This is a genomic window from Streptomyces sp. NPDC094448 (assembly GCF_044763775.1).
Taxonomy (GTDB): Bacteria; Actinomycetota; Actinomycetes; order Streptomycetales; family Streptomycetaceae; genus Streptomyces.
Window position 1 is genome coordinate 404,691 of sequence record NZ_JBIWGU010000001.1, and the last position, 18,005, is coordinate 422,695.

The 18,005-nt window shown below is 73.4% G+C and carries 14 protein-coding genes; 9 read left to right on the forward strand and 5 right to left on the reverse strand.

Going from position 1 to position 18,005, the window contains the following annotated elements; genetic code table 11:
* From msrB to ACIQ9E_RS01595, 3 genes are all read left to right on the forward strand, one after another.
* A complete protein-coding gene (gene msrB / locus ACIQ9E_RS01585) occupies positions 1 to 414 on the forward strand; it encodes a peptide-methionine (R)-S-oxide reductase MsrB (RefSeq protein ID WP_403700238.1) in 414 nt (137 codons plus the stop codon).
* Between the two features lie 63 nt (positions 415 to 477).
* The gene (locus ACIQ9E_RS01590; RefSeq protein WP_403700241.1) at positions 478 to 1,128 is read left to right on the forward strand and encodes a nucleoside/nucleotide kinase family protein; all 651 of its coding nucleotides are present in this window, start codon (positions 478 to 480) and stop codon (positions 1,126 to 1,128) included.
* Between the two features lie 131 nt (positions 1,129 to 1,259).
* Positions 1,260 to 2,267 carry a hypothetical protein gene (locus ACIQ9E_RS01595; protein WP_403700244.1) on the forward strand — a complete coding sequence of 336 codons (1,008 nt, stop codon included), beginning with the start codon at positions 1,260 to 1,262 and terminating at the stop codon, positions 2,265 to 2,267.
* Positions 2,268 to 2,283: 16 nt separating this feature from the next.
* Here ACIQ9E_RS01595 and treZ read toward each other — a convergent pair whose 3' ends face one another.
* Together treZ and ACIQ9E_RS01605 are read right to left on the reverse strand one after the other, a co-directional pair.
* Positions 2,284 to 4,062 carry a malto-oligosyltrehalose trehalohydrolase gene (gene treZ, locus ACIQ9E_RS01600; protein WP_403700246.1) on the reverse strand — a complete coding sequence of 593 codons (1,779 nt, stop codon included), beginning with the start codon at positions 4,060 to 4,062 and terminating at the stop codon, positions 2,284 to 2,286.
* A gap of 132 nt (positions 4,063 to 4,194) precedes the next feature.
* Positions 4,195 to 5,085, reverse strand: a complete 891-nt coding sequence (locus ACIQ9E_RS01605) for a GNAT family N-acetyltransferase (RefSeq protein ID WP_403700249.1) — start codon at positions 5,083 to 5,085, stop codon at positions 4,195 to 4,197.
* 391 nt (positions 5,086 to 5,476) lie between these two features.
* Here ACIQ9E_RS01605 and ACIQ9E_RS01610 point away from each other — a divergent pair, with 391 nt between their 5' ends.
* The gene (locus ACIQ9E_RS01610) at positions 5,477 to 6,049 is read left to right on the forward strand and encodes an FHA domain-containing protein (RefSeq protein WP_403700251.1); all 573 of its coding nucleotides are present in this window, start codon (positions 5,477 to 5,479) and stop codon (positions 6,047 to 6,049) included.
* A 43-nt stretch (positions 6,050 to 6,092) separates the two neighbouring features.
* Here the strand turns inward: ACIQ9E_RS01610 and treY are convergent, their stop codons facing one another.
* Entirely contained in the window at positions 6,093 to 8,468 is a 2,376-nt protein-coding gene (treY, locus tag ACIQ9E_RS01615; protein WP_403701283.1) for a malto-oligosyltrehalose synthase, read from the reverse strand.
* 166 nt (positions 8,469 to 8,634) lie between these two features.
* Complete coding sequence (glgX, locus tag ACIQ9E_RS01620; RefSeq protein ID WP_403700254.1) at positions 8,635 to 10,782, reverse strand: glycogen debranching protein GlgX; 2,148 nt, start codon at positions 10,780 to 10,782, stop codon at positions 8,635 to 8,637.
* A 433-nt stretch (positions 10,783 to 11,215) separates the two neighbouring features.
* Between glgX and ACIQ9E_RS01625 the strand changes: the two genes are divergently transcribed.
* Together ACIQ9E_RS01625 and ACIQ9E_RS01630 are read left to right on the forward strand one after the other, a co-directional pair.
* Positions 11,216 to 12,457 (forward strand): SAV2148 family HEPN domain-containing protein, encoded by a 1,242-nt coding sequence (locus tag ACIQ9E_RS01625; RefSeq protein ID WP_366261081.1) that lies wholly within the window; start codon positions 11,216 to 11,218, stop codon positions 12,455 to 12,457.
* 67 nt (positions 12,458 to 12,524) lie between these two features.
* Positions 12,525 to 13,262 carry an exonuclease domain-containing protein gene (locus tag ACIQ9E_RS01630; protein ID WP_403700256.1) on the forward strand — a complete coding sequence of 246 codons (738 nt, stop codon included), beginning with the start codon at positions 12,525 to 12,527 and terminating at the stop codon, positions 13,260 to 13,262.
* 596 nt (positions 13,263 to 13,858) lie between these two features.
* Here the strand turns inward: ACIQ9E_RS01630 and ACIQ9E_RS01635 are convergent.
* Positions 13,859 to 14,710, reverse strand: coding sequence for a phosphotransferase enzyme family protein (locus tag ACIQ9E_RS01635; protein ID WP_403700259.1), 852 nt, complete (start codon positions 14,708 to 14,710; stop codon positions 13,859 to 13,861).
* Positions 14,711 to 14,877: 167 nt separating this feature from the next.
* Here ACIQ9E_RS01635 and ACIQ9E_RS01640 point away from each other — a divergent pair, with 167 nt between their 5' ends.
* From ACIQ9E_RS01640 to ACIQ9E_RS01650, 3 genes are read left to right on the forward strand one after another with little or no spacing between them, the layout of a single operon-like run.
* Complete coding sequence (locus tag ACIQ9E_RS01640) at positions 14,878 to 15,783, forward strand: carbohydrate ABC transporter permease (protein ID WP_403700262.1); 906 nt, start codon at positions 14,878 to 14,880, stop codon at positions 15,781 to 15,783.
* Positions 15,780 to 16,649, forward strand: a complete 870-nt coding sequence (locus tag ACIQ9E_RS01645) for a carbohydrate ABC transporter permease (RefSeq protein WP_403700265.1) — start codon at positions 15,780 to 15,782, stop codon at positions 16,647 to 16,649. The genes ACIQ9E_RS01640 and ACIQ9E_RS01645 overlap by 4 nt, the downstream gene beginning before the upstream one ends.
* Complete coding sequence (locus tag ACIQ9E_RS01650; protein WP_403700267.1) at positions 16,649 to 17,962, forward strand: ABC transporter substrate-binding protein; 1,314 nt, start codon at positions 16,649 to 16,651, stop codon at positions 17,960 to 17,962. Before ACIQ9E_RS01645 ends, ACIQ9E_RS01650 begins: the two co-directional genes overlap by 1 nt.
* Positions 17,963 to 18,005: the final 43 nt, after the last annotated feature.

Genomic DNA, 18,005 nt, shown 5'->3' on the forward strand with positions numbered 1-18,005 from the left:
ATGGCGTACGAGATCGACAAGCCGGACGAGGAGTGGCGCGCCGAGCTGAGCCCCGCCGAGTACCAGGTGCTCCGGCAGGCCGGTACCGAACCGGCGTTCACCGGTGAGTACACGGACACCACCACCGAAGGCGTCTACTCCTGCCGGGCGTGCGGGGCGGAGCTGTTCCGCTCCGACACGAAGTTCCCCTCCCCCTGCGGCTGGCCGTCCTTCTACGACCCCAAGGACTCCGACGCGGTCGAACTGCTCCAGGACCGCTCCCACGGCATGGTCCGTACGGAGGTGAGGTGCGCCCGCTGCGGATCGCATCTCGGTCATGTGTTCGAAGGGGAGGGCTATCCGACCCCGACGGACCAGCGTTACTGCATCAACTCGATTTCCCTGAAGCTGACGCCGGACGGCGCCGAGGGCTGAGCCCGCCGTGACCGGGCGGGCTCCCACCGGGCGGCGCGCCCCGCCCGGTGGGACAATGCCCCGGTGTCCGTAGCCCCCGGCAGCTTCGCCGCCCCGCTGCCCGCACCTCTCGTCGAGCGCGCCCGTGCGCTCGCCCGGGACGGCGGGCGGCGGGTGCTCGGCATCGCCGGAGCGCCCGGAGCCGGGAAGTCGACGCTGGCCGCACGGCTCGCCGCCACGCTCGGCGGCGACCGCGCCGTCGTCGTCCCCCTGGACGGTTTCCACCTCGCCGGGGCGGAGCTGGTACGGCTCGGACGCGCCCACCGCAAGGGCGCCCCCGACACCTTCGACGCCCATGGCTACCTGGCCCTGCTCGGCCGGCTGCGCGCCCCCGAACCCGGGGTCACGGTCTATGCGCCCGCCTTCGACCGCGCCCTGGAGGAGCCGGTCGCCGGAGCCGTACCCGTACCGCCCGGGATTCCGCTCGTCGTCACCGAGGGCAACTATCTCCTCCACGACGACGGCCCCTGGGCCCGGGTCCGGCCCCTGCTCGACGAGGTCTGGTACGTCGAACCCGACGACACCGACCGGGTCCGCCGGCTCGTTGCCCGGCATATCGCCTTCGGCCGGGCGCCCGAGGACGCCCGCCGCTGGGTGGACCGCTCCGACGAGGCCAACGCCCGGCTCGTGGTCCGCGGCCGCTCCCGCGCCGACCTCGTCGTCCCCTCGTACTGACCGGGTCCCGGCCCCCGCCCACCGGGCGCTACCGATGCGTACGGCGGCGTTGAACGGATCTTTGCCGACCGGGACGACCGGGGTCGGTAGTCTCGGACCGATGCGGGCCGGTCGAGTGGGAGGCGGTTGACGTGGGCTTGTTCCGGCGCGGGCCGAGGCGTGACAGCAGCGAAGCGCCCCGGGACCCCAAATTCCCCTATCTCTCCGCCGGCGAGGGCGACCGCTTCCGCGCCCAGGTGCGTGAGGCCTTCGCCGAACAGGGTCTGGAGGTCACGGTCTACGCCGACGTCGTCGTCGACAGCGCCGGACGCCAGTTCGGGCTGGTGAATCTCGCCGCCGTCCTGCACAACGACGACCGGGGGCCGCGGGCCTGGGCCGGACTGGTCCGCCGCCATGTGGGCATGGTGCTGCGGACCATGGACGCGCCGTCCGCCCTCGACACCCTCTCCACCGAGCAGATCCGCTCCCAGCTCTACCCCCGGGTACTCAGCGCCGACGGTTTCGACCGGGACAGCTTCGGCTATGCCCGCGCCCTGGCACCCGGACTCTACGAGGTCCTCGCGCTGGATCTCCCCGAGAGCGTCATGATGCTCACCGACGAGGCCCTGGAGCCCCTCGGCCGGCTGTCCTATCTGCGGGAGCAGGCCCTCTACAACCTCCGCGGACTGCCCCTGGAGGGCCATGAGACCGTCAAGGGCGACAACGGTCTGCGCTTCGAGGTCGTGGCCGGGGACTCCTTCTACACCGCCAGCCGGGTGCTGACGCTGGAGAGCGTCGTACGGGAGGTCACCGGCGGCACGATGACCCCCGACGGGGCGCTGGTCGCCTTCCCCTTCCGCCACCGGCTCGCCTTCCACGTCATCCGGGACGCCGGGCTGATCCCCGCCCTCAACGCCATGACCTCCTTCGCCGCCTCCGGCTACGCGGACACCCCGGGGGCCATCTCGCCGTACGTCTACTGGTGGCGCGGCGGCACCCTCACCCAGCTCAGCGACCACGACCGGGACGGTGCGGGCGACTGGTCCGGAAGCGACGACGGACGCGGCCGGGACGGCGGCGACGGCCTGCGGATCGTGGTCGGCGAGGACTTCCAGGAGCTGCTGGAACGTCTCGTCGGCGACTGCGACGACCCCGACTGACCGGCCCGGCACGCGCTCACGGCGTCCGGACCACCGCGCACGACTCCGGTCCCAGCTCCAGGTCCCCGGCCGGGTCCGGGCCGGGGGAGGGGTCCCAGGAGGCCAGCACCTGAGCGCCCGTGCCGACCGGGAAACGGGCCGGGGCACGGCCCAGGTTGTACAGGACGCGCAGTTCGCCGCGGCGGACGGCGTAGCGGTCGGTGCCGCCGGAGGTGTCGTACGAGACGTCCACCGTCGCCTGGTCGGGGTCCGTGAGGTCGGGCTGGGCACGGCGCAGGGCGATCAGCTCCCGGTGCCAGGCCAGCAGCCGGGCGTGCGGTTCGCGGGTCCGTTCGGCGCGGTCGAGTACGGAGCGGTTCCGGGTCTCCGGGTCCTGCGGGTCGGGGACCTCGCCGGCGGACCAGCCGTGGGCCGCGAACTCCGCCCGGCGCCCCTCCCGTACCCTCCGGGCCGTCTCCGGGTCGGTGTGGTCGGTGAAGTACTGCCAGGGCGTGCCCGCCCCCCACTCCTCGCCCATGAACAGCATGGGGGTGAACGGCCCGGTCAGGACCAGGGCCGCGGCGCAGGCCAGCAGCCCGGGGGAGAGCAGCGCGGACAGCCGGTCCCCGGCGGCCCGGTTGCCGATCTGGTCATGGGTCTGGGCGAAGCCCACGAAACGGTGGACGGGCCCGGCCATGGGATCCACCGGGCGTCCGTGGGCCCGGCCGCGGAACGAGGAGTACGTACCGTCGTGGAACCAGACCCGGGTCAGGGAGCGCGCCAGCGCGGCCCGGGGGTCGGCGGCGAAGTCGGCGTAGTAGCCCTGGGACTCGCCCGTCAGCAGGGTGTGCAGCCCGTGGTGGAAGTCGTCGTTCCACTGGGCGTGCAGCCCGAGGCCGCCCGCCGTGCGCGCGGCGGTGGTCCGCGGGTCGTTGCGGTCGGACTCCGCGATCAGGAACAGCGGCCGCCCCAGCTCCGCCGCGAGCCGGTCGACGGCCGCCGACAGCTCCTCCAGGAAGGTCAGCGCCCGCTCGTCGACGAGCGCGTGCACCGCGTCCAGCCGCAGCCCGTCCAGCCGGTGCTCCCGCAGCCACATCAGCGCACTGCCCAGCAGATAGTCCCGTACCTCGTCCGAGCCGGGCCCGTCCAGATTGACCGCGGGGCCCCAGGGGGTGCGGTGGGCGTCCGTCAGATACGGGCCGAAGGCGGGCAGCTGGTTCCCGGACGGGCCCAGATGGTTGTGGACCACGTCCAGCACCACCCCGAGGCCGTGTCCGTGCGCCGCGTCGGCGAACCGTTTGAGTGCCTCCGGGCCGCCGTACGGTTCGTGGACCGCCCATGGGGCCACCCCGTCGTACCCCCAGCCGTGCACCCCGGGGAAGGGGCAGAGCGGCATCAGCTCCACATGGGTGATGCCCAGCTCCGCCAGCTCCCCGAGGTGCCCGGCGGCGGCGTCCAGGGTGCCTTCGGGGGTGAAGGTGCCGATGTGCAGCTCGTACAGCACCGCCCCGGGCAGGCCCCGGCCCGGCCACGGATGCCGCCAGGTGTAGCCGTCCGGGAGGTGGACCGCGCCCGGCCCGTCGGGCCCTTCGGGCAGCCGGCGTGAGCGCGGGTCGGGCCGTACGGGACCGCCGTCGAGGGCGAAGCCGTAGCGGGTGCCGTCGCGGGCGGGGGCCTCGGCCGTCCACCAGCCGGGGCGCTCCGGATCCGGCGCCATGGGCACCCCGCTGCCGTCGCCGTCGCCGTCGCTGTCGTCGCCGTCGAACCGGAGAGTCACCCGTTCGCGCGCGAAAGGCGCCCACACCTCGAACCGCACCGGGCAACCTCCTCGTCCGCCGGCCTTCCGGACCGTCCCGGCCATCCTGACAAGGAGGGGCCGCGGCCGCGCGCCGTACGGAGGGCGGTGGGGGTACGCGCCCCGGGAGGCGCGTACCCCTACCGGACGGTGTCAGTCCGCCGGGACCAGGTCGATGCGCTCCTGGACCACCGGGAAGCCCGCGCGGGCGAAGTGCTTGGCCATCGGGATATTCGGCTGGTCGGTCGCGCCCAGTACGGATTCGGCGCCGTAGCCCACCAGATCGTGCAGGCACTCCACCAGCAGGTCGTACGCGTAGCCGTGGCCGCGGGCCTCGGGGAGGACCCCGATATAGCCCACCGCGGGCCCTGCCGGGACGTGCAGCGGGATCTGGAGGCCCACCCGTTCCCCTTCGGGGGTGTATGCCAGACGCCACCATTCGCGCGGGGAGGGCGCCCAGTGGAAGAACTCCAGCTCCTCCCGGGCCGCCCGGTCGAGACCGCCCTGTTCGACGGCGCGCAGGGCGTGCGCGTCCAGGGTCACCGAGTGGACCCGGCGGAGGACGTCGAGGATCACCTCGTCGTCCGGCTCCGGGCGGAACACCAGCCGCCCGGGTCGCTCCGGCAGGCCGTTCCCGGGAGTCCAGCGGTAGCGGTAGCGCTCCACGAGCACCCGCATCCCGGCCGCCTCGGCCGCCCGGATCCGGCTCTCGCCGGCCGCCCTGAGCGCGGGGTCCTCGCGCCAGCCGGGCGGCAGCAGCAGGTCGTAGCCCACGGAGTAGGGCGCGCTGCGGAGCAGTTCGGCGCCCGCCTCCTCCTCGCCGTCGGCGAAGTCGAACCAGTTGAGGTGCACGGGGGCGGTGTCGTCGGGCCCGCCCCACCAGGCCGCCCGCGCGACGACGCGGCCGTCGCGCAGGGCGACCCGCTGCCATGCGGGGCGGTGGGTGATATCGGCCAGGGTCCGGCCGGTGCCCAGCGGGTCGGGCAGGGTGTGGAAGAGCTGTGCGTCGCCCGTGGAGAGCGCGCGGATGACCAGTTCGGTCATGAGAGGGATTCCTCCGGAAGAGAAGCGGAACGAGGGTCCGCGCTCCCGGGAATCAGCCGGTGGACGCCCGGTGGGCAGGGAGGGAGCGCGGGATGTGGATGGACTGCACGGCACTCGCCTCCTTTCCGTTCGGTCTACGGCGTCGTGATCACGCTAACCGGACGGAGGCGGCGGAGTCCAGCGCCTTTTCCGGCCGGGGCCGCGTACGGTACGGCCGGAGCGGAGCCGTACCCCCTCGGCGGGCGGGATCCCGACACCTGAAACACCGTCACCGGCCTTGTGGCGAAGCTGTGCCGGAACTGTTGCTTCCGTGCAGGTCAGGTCGGTGCGCCGGGTGATAGGGCGTGCCGTTTTCTGGACACCCCGCCGCCACCGGGCCGACAATTGCCGGGTGACCTCCTCCCTGCCGTCCCCGTCCCCGGGGTTCCCCGGACACCCCGTTCCCGTGCGGCCGTCCGACGCCGAACGGGACCGGGTGGTGGACGTCCTCCGGGAGGGTGCCGCCGTGGGCAGGCTCTCCCACGACACATTCCTGCGCCGGATGGAGCTGGCGTTCGCGGCCCGCAGCCCCGAGGAGCTGGCGGCCCTCACCGCCGACCTCCGGGCCGACGAGCCGGGGCTCGCGGTGAAGCTCGTCCGCTCCGTCGGCGGGGTCTCCGCGTTCGTGGTCAGGCTGCGCCGGGCCTGGACCGCCGAGAAGCTGCCGCCGCTGCTGCTGCCCGAGCCCGGCCCGTACCCCCTGCGGATAGGGCGGGACCCGGGCAACGGACTGCGGCTGACGCACGAGAGCGTCTCCCGCGCCCACGCGGAGCTGAGCCTGCGCGGGGCGGAGTGGGTGCTGCGCGACCTCGGTTCTATGAACGGCACGACGGTGAACGGGCAGCGGGTCGCGGGCGCGGTGCCGGTGCGCGACGGGGACGTCGTCTCCTTCGGGCAGATCGCCTTCCGGCTCACCGCCCGCTGACACCCGCACGGTCCCGCCGCCGTACCGCCGTGGCCGTACCGTTTCAGCGGTCGTCGCCGTCGCGTTCCCGGACCAGCAGGGCCACCGGGCCGTCCAGGAACAGCTCCGCCGCCGCCACCCGGCGGCCCCCGCGCACCTCCCGGCCGGACAGCGCGTCCGCCCAGACCCCGTCCGGCAGCTCCACCTCCGTACCCCGCCAGCCGCCCGCCCGCTCCAGCCGCAGGGAGAGCCGGGTGACGGCCGCCACCACCTCACCCGTACGGCAGTACGCCACGCAGTGCCCCTCCGCCGGGCCGGACACCGTCAGCGGGGTGTACGTCCCCGAGACGCCGAACACCTCCGGCCGCTGCCGCCGCAGGGTCAGCGCGGCCCGGGTCAGCGCCGTCTTCGCGGTGGCCGGGCCCTCCTCGAACGGGGCCCGGTTGTCCGGGTCCACCAGCGCCCGGTAGTCCCGCTCGGTGCCCTGGTAGACGTCCGGCACCCCCGGCATCGTCAGCTGGAGCAGCACCGAGCCCAGAACGTCCGCCCGGACGTACGGCTCCAGCTCCCGGGCGAACGACGCCACCGAGTGCAGCGGGGGACCGGCCGGGCCCGCGGCCACGAACGCCGAGAGGGCCGCTTCGTACGCCTCGTCGGGCTCCGCCCAGCTCGTGTGCAGTGCCGCCTCCCGCGCCCCCTTCAGGAGGGCCGCCCGCAGCCGCTCCTCGTAGGGGAAACCGAAACCGAGCGCGGTCTGCCACGCCGTCCACGCCAGCTGCGGATCGGGTGCCCGGCCGCCCGGCTGCCGGGCCGCCTCCGCGGTCACCCGCTCCAGAAAACCGGCCCACAGCTCCGGGGCCTGCGACAGGACGGCGATCCCGGCCCGGACATCGGCGCTGCGCTTGGTGTCATGGGTGGTCAGCACGGTCCCGTTGGCGGGGTGGTCGCGGGCGGTCCGGGCGGCGTAGGCATGGAAGTCCGCCGGGCTCACCGCCGGGCGGGCCGGATCGCCGCCGACCTCGTTCGCGCTCAGCAGCGGGGTCCAGCGGTAGTACGCCGTGTCCTCCACCGACTTGGCCCGTACCGCCGACGCGGTCTGCGCGAACCGGTCCCGGAACGCCTCCCGGTCCGGTCCGCCGCCCGCCCGCCCCAGCGCCAGATCCCGTACCGCGTCCACGGCCCCGGCCTCCGCCGCCGATGCGAACACGGCCTTCGCGGCGACCGCGGCGGCCGGGGTGAGCACCTCGGACGCGGTGCCGCCACCGGTCCGGTACGGCCGGTACACCGGCAGCCGGACCAGCAGTTCGCGGATCGCGGTGGACAGCGCCCACGGCGCGTGGTCCCGCAGCGAGGGGTCGGCGGCGCAGGCCCGGACCGCCAGCCGGGTCAGCGCTGCGATCTCCGACCCCAGCTCACGGCCGGCGATCCGGTGGGCGGCGCGGAGCCGGGTCGGCTCCCAGCGGCCGCCCCGGTCGGCGGGCAGGCCGGTGAACTCGCGGTACTGGAAGGCGAGTTCCGCGGCGCCTTCGGGGTCGGTGAACAGTCCGTCGATCCGGTGCAGCGCGTCGTATCCGGTGGTCCCGGCCACCGGCCAGGACGCCGGGAGCCGCTCGTCCCCGGTGAGGATCTTCTCCACCACCGTCCAGCAGGCCCCGCCGGCCGCCCCGGCGAGCCTGCGCAGATAGGCCTCCGGGTCGGCGAGCCCGTCCGGATGGTCGACCCGCAGCCCCGCCACGACCCCGTCCCGCACCAGCTCCAGGATTTTGGCGTGGGTGGCGTCGAAGACCTCCGGATCCTCCACCCGGACCCCGATCAGCTCCGCGACGGTGAAGAACCGCCGGTGGTTCAGCTCGGTGCGGGCCAGCCGCCACCAGCCCAGCCGGTACCACTGGGCGTCCAGTACGGAGACGAGGTCGGCGGGCCCGGCGCCGGGCCCGGTGCCGGGGCGCAGGGGGAAGCGGTGCTCCCCGTACTCGACGGTGCCCCCGGCATCCGCCGAGATCCGCAGCCGCGAAAGCTCGTCGCCGAACCGCCCGGCCAGCACCGGCAGCAGCAGCCGGCCGCCGCCCGCGTCCCAGTCGATGTCGAACCAGCGGGCGTACGGCGAGTCCGGGCCGTGCCGCAGCACGTCCCACAGGGCGGGGCTGTGGCGGGGCACCAGCGCCATGTGGTTGGGCACGATGTCCACGACCAGGCCCATACCGTGCTCCCGGGCGGCCCGGGCCAGGGACCGCAGGCCCTCCTCGCCGCCCAACTCCTCCCGGACCCGGGTGGGGTCGGTGACGTCGTAGCCGTGGGTGGAGCCCGGGACGGCCTCCAGGACGGGGGAGAGATGGAGATGGGACACCCCCAGTCCGGCGAGGTACGGCAGGACGGCGGCGGCGCGGGCGAACGGGAACGCGGGCTGGAGCTGGAGGCGGTAGGTGGCGGTGGGCGTCATACCGGTGTCCGTCATACCGGTGTCCGTACCCGCACCGGGCGGGTCGGGCGGCCCCGGCGGGGCCGTTCGGGTGAGCGGCCGCGGTGTCCGGGGCCGTGTCACCCCGGGGCGGGGGCCGGTCCGGGGCGCGCCGGCCCGGCGCCGTACCCCGGATCCCCCGGCCGGGTCACACCGGCCGGCGCAGCACCGTCAGACTGTGGCTCCGGCGGCGCAGCCGGGCCCCCGCCGCCACCCGCTGGCCGCCGCCCGGCGGAACACCCTCCGGGCGTGCGGTGTCCACGACCGTCCGCCAGCCCCGGCCGTGCTTCGCCGGAACCGTGAAGTCGAGGTCCCTCGGGCTCGCGTTGAACATCAGCAGGAACGAGTCGTCCCGGATCCGTTCGCCCCGCGGCCCCGGCTCGGAGATCGCGTCGCCGTTGAGGAACACCGACAGCGCGCCCGGCCGGGCCGCCTGCCAGTCCCGCTGGGTCATCGGTTCGCCCTCCGGGGTGAACCAGGCGATGTCCGTCAGCGCGCCCGCCGCGCCGGGTGTGCCGTCGGGACCGTCCACCGGCCGCCCGCGGAAGAAGCGGCGGCGCCGGAAGACCGGATGGTCGCGGCGGAGCCACACCATCGTCCGGACGAAGTCCAGCAGCGGCTGCTCCCCGGGGACGGCGGTCTGCCCCGGCTTGGGCCAGTGCACCCAGGACACCTCGCCGTCCTGGCAGTACGCGTTGTTGTTGCCGTACTGGGTCCGGGCGAACTCGTCCCCGTGGCCGAGCATCGGCACACCCTGCGACAGCAGCAGCGTGGCGAAGAAGTTCCGCATCTGACGGGCCCGCAGCTCCAGCACCGCCGGATCGTCCGTCTCGCCCTCCACTCCGCAGTTCCACGACCGGTTGTGGCTCTCGCCGTCCCGGTTGCCCTCCCCGTTGGCCTCGTTGTGCTTGCTGTCGTACGCCACCAGATCGTGCAGAGTGAAACCGTCGTGGCAGGTGACGAAGTTGATGGAGGCCAGCGGGCGGCGGCCGTCGCACTGGTAGAGGTCGGACGAGCCGGTCAGCCGGGACGCGAACTCGGCCAGCGTCCTCGGCTCACCCCGCCACAGATCCCGGACCGTGTCCCGGTACTTGCCGTTCCACTCGGTCCACAGCGGCGGGAAGTTCCCCACCTGGTAGCCGCCCTCGCCCACATCCCACGGTTCCGCGATCAGCTTCACCTGGCTGACCACCGGATCCTGTTGCACCAGATCGAAGAACGACGACAGCCGGTCCACCTCGTGGAACTGCCGGGCCAGGGTCGCCGCCAGATCGAAGCGGAAGCCGTCGACGTGCATCTCCGTCACCCAGTACCGCAACGAGTCCATGATCAGTTGCAGCACGTGCGGTGAGCGCATCAGCAGCGAATTGCCGGTGCCCGTGGTGTCCGTGTAGTGCCGCCGGTCCTCGGCGAGCCGGTAGTACGAGGCATTGTCCAGGCCCCGGAACGAGAGCGTCGGGCCCAGATGGTTCCCCTCCGCCGTATGGTTGTAGACCACATCGAGAATGACCTCGATACCGGCTTGGTGCAGCGCCCTCACGGCGTGCTTGAACTCCAGCACCTGCTCGCCGCGCTCACCCCACGAGGCATAGGCGTTGTGCGGGGCGAAGAAACCGATCGTGTTGTAGCCCCAGTAGTTGCGCAGCCCCGCGTCCACCAGCCGGTGGTCCTGGACGAACTGGTGGACCGGCATCAGCTCCAGCGTGGTCACGCCCAGCTCCGTCAGATGCGAGATCACCGCCGGATGGGCGAGCCCGGCATAGGTGCCCCGCAGCTCCGGCGGCAGCTCCGGGTGGAGCATCGTCAGGCCCTTCACATGGGCCTCGTAGATCACCGTCCGGTGGTACTCCGTCCGGGGGGACCGGTCGTCCCCCCAGTCGAAGTACGGATTCACCACGACGGACGCCATGGTGTGCCCCGCGGAGTCCAGGACATTGCGCGACTCCGGCCGCCCGAAGTGGTAGCCGTACACCGGTTCACCCCAGGTCACGGCCCCGCTCAGAGCCTTGGCATACGGGTCGATCAGCAGCTTCGACGCATTGCACCGGTGCCCCTGACCCGGGTCGTGCGGACCGTGCACCCGGAAGCCGTACCGCTGCCCCGGCATCACACCCGGCAGATACGCGTGCCGGACGAAGGCGTCCGCCTCGCGCAGCTCGACGCGCTCCTCCGAGCCGTCGTCGTGCAGCAGACACAGCTCGATACGCCGCGCCGCCTCGGAGAACACCGCGAAATTCGTGCCGGCGCCGTCGTAGGTGGCACCGAGGGGATACGCCTGTCCCGGCCAGACCTGCATGCAGAACTCCGCCCCTTCCGCGATCCGGGCGGGTGGGGGGACAGGGGCCCGGATCCCGTCCGAACGTACCGTGAGCGCCCCCGGCGCGCCCCCCGGACGGCGCGCCGTCAACGGCGCGTTCCGATCCTCACCCGAACGGCGTAGACCGGTCGCCGTGACCGGGGCGCGCCGCGTACGGCCCCCCGCTGCCCGCACCTGCTCCGGGCCCGCGCCCCGGAGCCCGCGGGGCCCGCCGGGTCCGGACCCGGCGGACGCCCCGCCGTGAATCCCCCCTGATCCGCTATGAATCCGCTCACTCCCGGCCGACATGGCCGGAATAACACCCCTGGAACGGAAGGCAGTTGAAAAGGGACCCCGGCGATCCGGCTGCACCCCCTCATGCTTGCGGAGTAGTCTGCGTTGATCTTTGGTGGGGGACGGGAAGGGGACGCCGGTGAGCTCGGGAGGGCTGGAGCTACCCCCCGGTGACAGCGGTCACGAGGGGGATCCCGCCGATGTCCCGCCGGGGGCGGTGTCCCTCGCCAGACCGCTGGAGATCGGGGCGGAACTCGACTGGGACGCCGAGTCCTGGGCCGAGGTGCGGACCCGCGCCCAGCGCGCGGGACGTGCGTACATCTGGCTGAACCTGGTCGAACAGCGGCTGCGCGCCGTCGTCGCCGCCGTCCTGCGGCCCGTGTACGAACCCGTGCACGGCGACGACTGGGTCATCGCCGCCGCCGGACCCGCCGGACAGGAATGGGTCCAGCGGGCCGTCGCCGTACGAGAGGTCTCCCGGCGCAAGGGCTATCTCCTCGACCCCGCCGACGACAACGTGCTCTCCTTTCTGACCCTGCCCCAGCTGCGGGAGCTGATGGTCCAGCACTGGCCCTGCTTCGAGCCGTACCTCGACGACCGGCGCGACGTCGAACTCGCCCTCGACGAACTCGAAGTCACCCGCAACGTCGTCTCCCGCAACCGGGCCCTCAACGAAGCCGTGCTCGCCCAGGCGGAACGCGCCTCCGCGCGCCTCCTCGACATGCTCGGCAGCGGCACCGCGACCCGGTCGGCCGACCGGCTCCCCGTCGACGCCGTCGAAGACCTCGTCGGCGACCGGTACGCCGACGTGGTCTCCGTCCACCCCGACCGGGTCCGCCTCCAGCGCCAGCTCCCCGCGGAGGACCTCTTCGGCGGCGCCCGCCGCCTCGACGCCATCGGCATCGGGCTGAACCTCCTGGTCCAGAACTTCTCCGGACGCCGGCTGGTCCGCCTCGCCGAGAGCGGCGCCCGGGTCCGGCTGCTCTTCCTCAACCCCGCGAGCAGCGCCGTCAAACGGCGCGAACGGGAACTCGGCCTCAGGAAGGGCGAACTCAGCCGCACCGTGGAGATGAACATCCTCCATATGCGGCGGGTCCGCTCGCTCCTCCGCGACCCCGGCGCCTTCGAGATCCAGGTCTTCGACGAGACGCCCCGCTTCACCGCCTACCTCGTCGACGGCGACGGGCCCGACGGGATGGCCGTCGTCCAGACCTATCTGCGCACCGCCCGCGGTATGGAGGCACCGGTCCTGGTACTCCGCGGCGGCCGCCGCTCCGTGGTCCGGGCCGGACACCCCGGCGACCCCGGAGAGCACGGCCTCTTCCAGACCTACCGCGAGGAGTTCGAGTCGGTGTGGTCCGACTCCCGCCCGGTCTCCTGAGTGTCAGTGGCACATGACAGGGTGAGAAGCATCCGGGGGAGCAGCACCACGAAGGAGGGGGTCCACCATGACCTGGCACACGGAAGAACTCGTCGGCTTCGACCTGGAGACGACGGGCACCGAGCCCTGGGAAGCGCGGATCGTCACCGCGGCCGTCGTCCGCACGGTCCCCGGGGGCGCGCCCCGGCGCCGGGTCTGGCTGGCCGACCCCGGCATCCGGATCCCCGAACAGGCCTCCGCGATCCACGGCATCACCACCGAACGCGCCGCCGCGGAGGGCCGGCCCGCCCGTGAGGTCGCGGACGAGGTCGCGGCCGAGCTGTGCGGGCACTGGGACCGCGGGGTGCCGGTCGTCGCCTACAACGCCTCCTTCGACCTCACCCTCCTCGGCGCGGAGCTGGCCCGCCACGGGCTGCCGTCCCTCGGCGAACGGCTCGGCGGGCAGGCCCCCGGGCCGGTCGTCGACCCGCTCACCATCGACCGGGCCGCGGACCGCTACCGCAAGGGGAAGCGCACGCTGGAGGCCGTGAGCGCGGAGTACGGTGTGGCGCTCGCGGACGCGCACGATGCGACGGCGGACGCGGAGGCGGCGGTCGCGGTGGCCCGCGCGCTGGCGGTCCGTCACCCGTCGGTGGCCGGCCTCGCCCCGGCGGAGCTGCACGAGCAGCAGATCCGCTGGTACGCGTCGTGGGCGAAGGATTTCGAATCGTTCCTGCGCCGGAAGGGCGACGCGACGGCGGAGGTGGACGGGGCGTGGCCGTTCCGGGAGGCCCGGGTCGCCTCCGGCGGGGGCGCCTCCCGCTGAGGGGCGCTTCGTTCCTGCGGGGTGCGGGGGCGCCTTCCGCTGTGGGGCGCTTCGTTCCTGCGGGGTGCGGGCTTCCTCGGTGGTCGAGTCGCGTCACTCCGTGGGGTAGGCGCGGGGTCCTGTCGGGTGCGGGTGGGTCGGTGGCCTCCGGGCTCACCTCCTCGCGGCCTGCGATGCACTGCCCTCCGGCAAACCGTGCTTGTCGCAGCCCACTGCGGGGGCGACCCTGCACCCCCCTCCCGCGTGGTCCCGACTTGACCCCGTGGCAAGGATGTCTGTCCCACAGGCCCTTCACCTGACGAGGCCGGAGAGGGTCTTCAGGGGCGCTGGGGGTCCCCCCACGCCGCCAGGCGTTGCTGCGGGTCCCCCCACGCCGCCAGGCGTCGCTGGGGGTCCCCCCACGCCGCCAGGCGTAGGGGGCGGAACTGCGCGAACGGCCCACGACGGCCCGCGGTCGGAAAACAATCCCCGCCAGCCACGGCGCTCCCCGAAGGGTTGCCCCTCATGAGGGGCCCCCGGGGCCCAGGCCCTTGGGCGCAGGGCGCGGAATTGCGCGGACCGCTCCGCCGGGCACCGCGTTCCGCGGGGCACGCTCCTCAGAAGGGGAACCAGCGGATCTCCGGGTCGGCGTCGCGGAGGGAGCCGACCCGGCGGGTGAACTCCTCCCGCGCCTTCGGGTTCGTGGGGGCGTGCTGCGCCACCCAGGCACAGCTCGCCGTCTCCCGCGCCCCGCGCAGCACCCCGCACCCCTCCCAGTCGCGTACGTCCCACCCGTAGGCGGTGGTGAACGCGTCGTACGCCTCGGGCGGCAGCCCGTAGCGGTCCCGGGACAGGGCCATCACCACAAGGTCGTGCTCCCGCAGATCCGCGGAGACGGTTTCCAGGTCGACCAGGACGGGACCGTCCGGGCCCACCTGGACGTTCCGGGGGAGGGCGTCCCCGTGGATGGGACCCGGCGGCAGCTGCGGGGTCAGCGCCGCGGCCGCAGCGGCGAAACCGTCCCGCCGTTCGCGGAGGAATGCCGCGTCCGCCGGGTCGATCGCGTCCCCCGCCAGCCGCAGCCACCGCTCGACGCCGCCGAGCAGCTCCCGCGGCGGCAGGGTGAGACCGGTCGGCGGCGCCAGCGCGTGGACCCGCCGCAGCAGGGCCGCCAGATCCGCCGGGCCCGCGGGGCGCACCGCGTCGGGCAGCCGGTGCCAGACCGTGACGGGATGCCCGTCGACGAGCCGCGCGGCCGGCTCCGCGGGACGCACCGCCGGTACGTCCGCGCCCGCCAGCCAGGTGCCGACGGCGACCTCGTGCTCCGCCCGCGCCAGCAGCTCCGCCGTCCGGCCGATCTTGACGACCAGGCCGTCCACCGCGAAGACCGCGTTCTCCCCGAGGGAGAGCAGCACCCCGTCCGGCAGCCCCGCCGCCGCGAGGACGTCCCGTGCCCGTTCCGCGTCCACGTCGCGTCCGCCCCTTTCCGTACTCACCCCTGCGAACACGCCAAAGTGTCGCATCCGCGGCAGGCGTCCTTGACGGACCCCCGGCAGCTCAGGACCATGACCAGGGCCCGCGAGGGTGAGGGCGGTCACACCGCCATCCGCTGCCCGAAGGCGAAGGAGCCGGCTCGGTGACAGACGCGACGACGGTTCCGCGGCCCCGCAGACTGCTCGACCACGGTGCCTGGTTCCTCGTCCTGCCCGCCCTGATCCCGATCCTGGTGCTGAGCGCCGGTCCGCTGCTGTACGGGGTCGGGCTCGCGTTCACCGACGCCCAGGCGGGCCGTACCGAACCCACCGAGTGGATCGGCTCCCTGAACTTCCGCGACCTGCGCCGGGACACCCTCTTCCTGGAGTCCTTCGGTATCGGCCTGGTGTGGGCCGTGGGGGTGACCGTCCCCCAGTTCCTCCTCGGTCTCGGCCTTGCGCTGCTGCTCACCCAGAAGCTGCGGCTGCGCTGGCTGGCCCGCTCGCTGGCGATCATCCCCTGGGCGATGCCGGAGGTCGTCGTCGGCATCATGTGGCGGCTGGTGTACAGCCCGGACGCGGGCATCCTCAACGAGACCCTGCGGGACTTCGGCTTCGGCGACGGCCGCGACTGGCTGACCGGCCTGGGCACCGCGCTGCCCGCGGTGATCGTGGTCGGGATCTGGGCGGGACTGCCGCAGACGACGGTCGCCCTCCTGGCGGGACTCCAGAACACCCCGCACGAACTCCACGAGGCGGCCGCACTCGACGGCGCGGGCGCCTGGCGCCGGTTCTGGGCCGTCACCTGGCCCGCGCTCAGACCCGTCGCGCTGGCGATCACCGCGCTCAATCTGATCTGGAACTTCAACGCCTTCGCCCTGGTGTGGGTGCTCACGGCCGGCGGACCCGGCGGCCGGACCCGGCTGCCCACCCTCTTCGCCTACGAGGAGGCCTTCCGCTACGGCCAGTTCGGCTACGCGGCGGCGATGGGCTGCGCAATGGTGGCGGTGATCTCGGTGGTGCTGGCCGTGTTCCTGGTGGGCAGGCTTCGAGGAGGGGACGAGAAGTGACCCGTACCGCCCCGGCGGCACCGCCGCCGACCCGTGAGCTGCGCCGGACCCTCGGCCGCGCGGGCCAGTACCTCGCCCTCGCCGCCTATCTGCTCTTCCTCGCCCTGCCGTTCCTGTGGCTGCTGTCCACGGCCGTGAAACCGGCGAAGGAGCTGGGGTCGCTCCATCCGGCCTGGATCCCGGACCAGCCGACCCTGGAGAACTTCCGGCAGGCCTTCGACGAGCATCCGCTGCTGCGGGCCGCCGGGAACAGCCTGCTGGTGGCGGTCGCCGCGGCGGTGATCGCGGTGCTCGTCGCGACCCCGGCCGCCTATGTCATCGCCCGTACCCGCGGCAGACTGGCCACCGCGGCCACCGGCTGGGTCGTGGTCAGCCAGGCCTTCCCCTTCGTCCTGCTGATCATCCCGCTCTTCCTGGTCCTGAAGAACCTGCGGATGATCAACACGCTCTGGGGTCTGGTGCTGGTGTACGTGGTGTGGGCGCTGCCGTTCGCGCTCTGGATGCTCGCCGGGTACGTCCGGGCGGTACCGCGCGAACTGGAGGAGGCCGCCGCCGTCGACGGCGCGGGAAGGCTGCGGACCCTGGTGTCGGTGACCGCGCCCCTGCTGGCGCCGGGCATCGTGGTCACCGCGATGTTCGCGTTCATCATCGCCTGGAACGAGTTCTTCTTCGCCCTGGTGCTGCTCAAATCGCCGGAGAAACAGACGCTGCCGGTGGTGCTGACCCACTTCCTCGGGGCGGAGGGCGCCGCCGACCTCGGGCCGCTCGCGGCGGCCGCCTTCCTGGCCACCCTGCCGTCACTGGTGATCTTCGCGCTCATCCAGCGGCGTATCACCGGCGGCGTGCTCGCCGGGGCGGTGAAGTGATGGGCGTGGCCCGGGTCCGTACCCGTATCACCGCCGCCGTACTGGCACTGCTGCTCGCCGTCACGACCGCGGCCTGCACCGGCGGCGGCGAGGACGCCGGGGACGGCACGATCCGGCTCCGGTTCCTCTCCCTGGCCTGGCAGAAGGAGTCCGTCGACGCCAACAGGCAGCTGGTACGGGAGTGGAACGCGGCCCACCCCGGCGTCCGGGTCGAGTACGTACAGGGGAGCTGGAACAGCGTCCACGACCAGCTGCTGACGTCCTTCGAGGGAGGTGAGGCCCCCGACGTCATCCACGACGCGTCCGACGACCTCGCCGACTTCGCCTACGGCGGCTACCTCGCCGATCTGCGGACGCTGCTGCCGCAGCGGCTGACCGCCGATATCCCCCGGGCGAGCTGGGAGACGACGACCTTCGGGAAGGGCGTCTACGGTGTGCCCTTCCTCCAGGAGCCGAAGGTGCTGATCGCCAACCGTACGCTCGTCGAATCCTCGGGCGTCCGGCTGCCGACCGTCGAACGGCCGTGGACCTGGGAGGAGTTCCGCGAGATCGCGCGGGAGCTGACCCGGTCGATGGGGAAGGGGCGGTACGCCGTCGCCTGGCCGCTGAAGGAACCCGTCGCCACCACCCTCAACCTCGGACTCTCGGCCGGCGGCCGGCTCTTCCACCGGGAGGCCGACGGCAAGGTGCGGATCCGCTTCGGTGACGGCGACGCCCTGGTCCCGGACGTCATCCGCGACCAGGTCAACGAGGACCGTACGGCCTCCCGGACGATCCTCGGCTCCGGCGGCTCCGACGCCCTGCCCGGGTTCTTCGGCGGAAGGTACGCGATGGTCCCGCTCGGCTTCTCGTACCGCCAGCAGATCGCCCGGCAGGCGCCCGACGGCTTCGAGTGGACCGTACTGCCGATGCCGGTCGGCCCCGGCGGTGCGGTGCAGGGCGTCAGCCCGCAGACGCTGTCGATCGCGCAGGACACCCGGCACAAACGGGAAGCCGCCGCCTTCATCGGCTTCATGCTGCGGCCCGCGAACACGGTCCGGCTGGCGAAGGGCGACTGGATGCTGCCGACCGGCACCGCCGCCCTCGCGGATCCCGCCCTGCGCACCGAGGAGGACGGCTGGTCCGTGGGCACCGCCCTGGCGCGGGGCCTGCGCTCGGCACCGGCGCAGTCCGTGCGCGGCTATACGGAATGGAAGGACAAGGTGGCCACGCCCGCCTACCAGGAGTACTACAGCGGGGCGATCGGGGAACGGGAACTGAAACGCCGCCTGGAACGCGACGGAAACCTGGTCCTGGCGCGCTATCGGAGATAACACCGGTGTTCCAGGGAGACGCGGTGGCGTGGTGGGGGCGCAG

Bases quoted from the DNA above. Each gene is read 5' to 3' on its own strand.
- msrB (WP_403700238.1), top strand. From the start codon at position 1: ATGGCGTACGAGATCGACAAGCCGGACGAGGAGTGGCGCGCCGAGCTG.
- ACIQ9E_RS01605 (WP_403700249.1), bottom strand. From the start codon at position 5,085: ATGACCGAACTGGTCATCCGCGCGCTCTCCACGGGCGACGCACAGCTC.
- treY (WP_403701283.1), bottom strand. From the start codon at position 8,468: ATGACGCCCACCGCCACCTACCGCCTCCAGCTCCAGCCCGCGTTCCCG.
- glgX (WP_403700254.1), bottom strand. From the start codon at position 10,782: ATGCAGGTCTGGCCGGGACAGGCGTATCCCCTCGGTGCCACCTACGAC.
- ACIQ9E_RS01630 (WP_403700256.1), top strand. From the start codon at position 12,525: ATGACCTGGCACACGGAAGAACTCGTCGGCTTCGACCTGGAGACGACG.
- ACIQ9E_RS01650 (WP_403700267.1), top strand. From the start codon at position 16,649: ATGGGCGTGGCCCGGGTCCGTACCCGTATCACCGCCGCCGTACTGGCA.